The organism is Armatimonas sp., from assembly GCF_043760365.1.
Lineage (GTDB): Bacteria > Armatimonadota > Armatimonadia > Armatimonadales > Armatimonadaceae > Armatimonas.
The window spans coordinates 1-2,791 of sequence record NZ_JAYUPA010000965.1 but is presented as its reverse complement, the minus strand read 5'-3'; the positions used below and the strand labels follow the sequence as shown (position 1 = coordinate 2,791).

Sequence of the window (2,791 nt, the reverse complement as noted above, 5' to 3'; positions counted from 1 at the left end):
AAATCCCGACAATGCGATTGTCGCCCGGCCCCACTTTGCTGTACTCGTACCAGGTGGGGCGCAGCACCAGCGGCCAGGACCACCAGGGTGAGCTGTACGGGTGCGTCTCTTTCATCCCCGCGTGGTAGTCCCACATCACTTTCTGCTCGGTGAATACCTTGAATACATCATGGTTCTGGCGCATGTAGGGAATGTAGGAGAGCAGGTAGAGTGCCACGGGAATCCCGATAAACGAGAGCAGGTACCAGCCGGGTAGCGCAAGCTGCGCCGCCCAGTCTGAGCGCCGCTCGCTCCACCGCAGAGCAGCATAGGCCAGCACGTAAAGAAGCACTCCGCCGATCAGCCACCACAGCAGTCCCGATAGAATCACTCGCTGCTGCTCAGGGTAGGCGGTATCGGCAGTGTAGAAGCGGCGCAGCTGCAAAAAAAGCGCTCCCAGCACCGCCACGCCAAGCCCAGCCAACGCCAGCACTTTCGGGTGTTGCACGACACGGGGCAGGTCGTGGGCGAGTAGCCAGAGCGCGATCAATCCAAAGGCATAGAGTGTCGTCCAGCGCGTCGCAATCGCTAGGCCGAGCGCCACTCCCAGCACGGGCAGCCACAGGGGGTTTCGCTTGGTTTTGTAAGTCCAGGCCAGTAGTGCCGCCAGCAGAATAAAGCAGACCGTGTAGATATTGGTCATGGCCATGCGGCTCTGGACAAAGAAAACCCCATCGAGCGCCAGCATTCCCGTCGCCAATAGTGCCGCAAGCCGGTTGCCCGTGAGTGCCCGCGCGAGAAAGAACATCAGCAATACGGAGAGCGCTCCAAAGACCGCGCTCCCAAAGCGCCAGCCAAACGCCGCGGCATGTGAAAACCCCATGTCGGGCTTGTAGATCCCCTCAGTGGGGTTGAAGTTCCCTCCGAAGAGCTTCAGCCCTCCGGCGATCACCAGCTTCGCGAGCGGCGGGTGAGTCCACTCCATGGGGTTCTGCCCAAGAAGATACTGCATCCCAGTACGGGAGTGGTAGCACTCATCAAAGACAGCTTTAGCAGGGAAGTCCAGCCGAACGAGTATTACGCAGAAGAAGCTCATGGCCAGAGTTGCCGCGAGCAAGTAGTCCAGTCGCTCCATCGGCTCCTGTGTCAGCCCAGGCTTCTCCTGCGCTTCTTTAAGCTGGAAAAACCCGCGCAAGGTCCAACAGACGAGCACGAGCACCGTCAGTGGCAGGATAAAGTGAGCGGGTGTCAGGCTGTCCATAGTTTATATTATAGCCGAGGCTCGATAAGCTCCACAGACTTATTCTTCTTATCAGAAGTCGCACGTAGGTTTAGCATCTCGACAAAAACGGAGAACCCCATTGCAAAGTAAACATAGCCCTTAGGAATATGCACATGGAATGCCTCGATTAGCAAAGTCAAACCGATCATCAGCAAAAAAGAGAGGGCAAGCATCTTGACAGTCGGGTGTTTCTCCACAAACCGACTCACTGGGTTAACTGTCAGTGCCATAACAATGGTAGAGATGAGCACGGCCAGAATCATCACCATGACCTGCTCTTTAGGAATCATCCCAATTGCCGTGATAATTGAGTCGAGGGAAAAAACGATATTGAGGAGCATGATCTGTACCATAACGGCACCAAACGTACCGCTACCCACCTTACGCTCCTTGGGATCGTCCTCAATATGTCCGTCCCCTTCTAGCTTGCTGTGAATCTCATGAGTGGCTTTATAAAGTAGAAAAATGCCTCCTATCAGCACAATCAGATCCTGTACCGAGAGCGAGAGCATCTTGCCACCCGCATGCGGATCAGGGTCGGGAAAGGGAAGTGAGAGAATGCCTTTCTCAAAGCTCAGCACCAAGGGAATGAAAAGCAACAGAATAAGACGGGGAATGACCGCTAACACCATGCCCGTCTTGCGGCCCTGAGCCTGCTGCTCCGGCGGGAGCTTGCCCGCGAGAATGGAAATAAACACAATATTGTCTATCCCCAGCACGATCTCCAGCGCCACCAGTGTCAGTAGCCCGATCCAGGCACCTGGATTGCTCATCCAGCTAAAATTAAGAAGATTCTCCAAACTAGCTTGCCCCCTCGCCCCCGCCATGCGGAGGAACCAAAAACGTTTGAATCTGACCTCGTTTTACCCGATTCGGTTGCACTTCGCAGATAAAGCCAAGCGAGTGTAGTAATCCCTCAACTTTTTCATGGGCAAAACGGACTTCCTCAGGTGCGTGACAGTCCGAGCCAAATGTCAGGGGAACACCGTGCGCGATCAGCTCCGTCAGCATCTTGCGGTTCGGGTACGGCTCATTCCAGAAAGGTTGTTTACGGTAACACGATGTATTGATCTCCACGATGCAGCCGGACTCCGCAATTGCGCTTGCCACTTCCGGGTAGAGCTCGGCGGCAAGCGCTTCAGGCATTCCGGGCGAGTAGGTGTCTATCACGGTGAGGTGCGAGAGAATATCAAAGAGCCCGGAGCGTGCGGCTAGAATCACCTGCCGGTAGTAGTCTCGAAAGATCGCCTCAGGCCGCTGCGTCTTCCAGCGCCGTCGGTCAAAGACACTGTGGCCGAGGCAGTAGTGCACCGAGCCCAGAACGTAGTCAAAGGGATGCGCCACGAGCCAAGCGGCGAGTTTCTCCTCGTCGCCCTCGATAAAGTCCGCCTCGATCCCCACGGCCAGCGCAATCTCATCGGCGTAGCGCTCTTTGATAGCCACGGCCTCCGCGACATAGTTAGGCAGCTCGGAGACGGCCATCTGCACCCAGGGCTGGGCGTGGTCGCCCTCAAGCCAGTAGGCGGGGCC

The 2,791-nt window shown here is 56.3% G+C and carries 3 protein-coding genes; all 3 read right to left on the bottom strand.

The window, feature by feature from the left end; translation table 11 throughout:
- The coding region (locus ACH2EH_RS24510) for a phospholipid carrier-dependent glycosyltransferase (RefSeq protein WP_395145968.1) at positions 1–1,240 on the bottom strand (1,240 nt) is incomplete at its 3' end.
- Positions 1,241–1,248: 8 nt separating this feature from the next.
- Positions 1,249–2,061: a TerC family protein gene (locus tag ACH2EH_RS24505; RefSeq protein ID WP_395145966.1), complete on the bottom strand. Its 813-nt coding sequence runs from the start codon at positions 2,059–2,061 to the stop codon at positions 1,249–1,251.
- A 1-nt stretch (position 2,062) separates the two neighbouring features.
- On the bottom strand, positions 2,063–2,791 hold a 729-nt coding region (locus ACH2EH_RS24500; protein WP_395145964.1), incomplete at its 5' end, for a histidinol-phosphatase.